Genomic DNA, 1,123 nt, shown 5'->3' with positions numbered 1-1,123 from the left:
GCGGCGCACAGGCAGCCCTCGACGCCATCACCGCGGCGGTCGCCGCCGCCGCCGGCTAAGCGTCCATCGAACCTGTTGTCGGCCAATCGGTCCGGTCGTGCGCGCGCTGCCTCCCCCCGACGGATCTCGGGCTTCCCCGAGGTCCGCACTCTGTGTGCCCAAGTCGGGCAAGCCCGACTTGGGTGCGGGGGAGGGTACGCAGCCTGAATCGCCAGACGATAAACCGCGGAAACCTTCAGCTCACCCGCTTCCAGGTCTGGCGCTTGCAGAACACGCTCATCACGCAGCCCGAAACTTCGATCGCGTTCGGGCCGGTCATCTTGAGCGAGCCGGAATAGGTCTTCCCGTCCTTCGGATTGTAGAGGGTGCCGGAATAGCCGTCGCCCGATGCGCTCGTGGCGTTGACGATCTGCACGCCGACGACGCTGCGGGTGCGTAGGGCCGGGTCCGGGTTGTTGGCGTCGAGGCCCTTGCCCGTGGTGCTGACGATGGTGCCGCAATAGCCGGCGCCGCACCGCGACAGCCGCACCTTGGAATCGCCGGTCTCGGTCAGCCAGATCCCGGCCGGGTCGGCGGCCTTCTGCGCCTGCGCGCCGCCGCCGGCGAGGCAGAGGGCGACGAGGGCAGGAGCGAACACTGTTGCCGGTCTCATGCGGGGTCTCCGAGGGTGCCGCCCGTCCAGGCGATCGCCCCGGCAATAGCCGCGCGCACCGCGCTCCCGCAAGCCGCGGAAGCGTCCGCTAGAGCCCGCGCCCGAGCACGGCCCCGAGATAGGTCTCGGCGACCTCGCAGAACGGCAGGCCGGCCCCGGTCGCGAGCACCGCGTCGACTTCGAACAGCGGGTCGTCCGGCCCCGGGCCAGGGGCGTCGGGGTCGCGCAGCGGCCGCAGCGCGACGTTGCGCCGGATCGGCTCCAGCGGGCGCACCACCCGGCCGAACGGCGCGTCGGTCTCGTCGAGAGCCGCGTTCATCGCGGGCGTGAGCCGGCCCGGCACGTACCAGTTGTCGGCCTCCGACAGAACGTGGACGCCGCAGGCGAGCCGGACCCGCCGGTAGCGGACGGGCTCGTCCGGCGCGAGCCCGAGCCGCCGGCGCTGGGCCGCGTCGAGGGGCTTGTCGGGGC

At 72.5% G+C, this 1,123-nt stretch carries 1 protein-coding gene and 1 pseudogene; both read right to left on the bottom strand.

Annotated features, from left to right (window positions below; genetic code table 11):
• Positions 1–235: 235 nt before the first annotated feature.
• The gene (locus tag FV222_RS26920; protein ID WP_147816187.1) at positions 236–652 is read right to left on the bottom strand and encodes a DUF2147 domain-containing protein; all 417 of its coding nucleotides are present in this window, start codon (positions 650–652) and stop codon (positions 236–238) included.
• 88 nt (positions 653–740) lie between these two features.
• Positions 741–1,123 (bottom strand): annotated as a pseudogene (locus FV222_RS26915) (hypothetical protein); the annotation flags it as partial.

Origin of the sequence: Methylobacterium sp. WL103, from assembly GCF_008039885.1 — a bacterium.
Taxonomy (GTDB): Bacteria; Pseudomonadota; Alphaproteobacteria; order Rhizobiales; family Beijerinckiaceae; genus Methylobacterium; species Methylobacterium cerastii.
The sequence above is the reverse complement of the archived record's forward strand: the minus strand, read 5'-3'. Positions and strand labels throughout refer to the sequence as shown.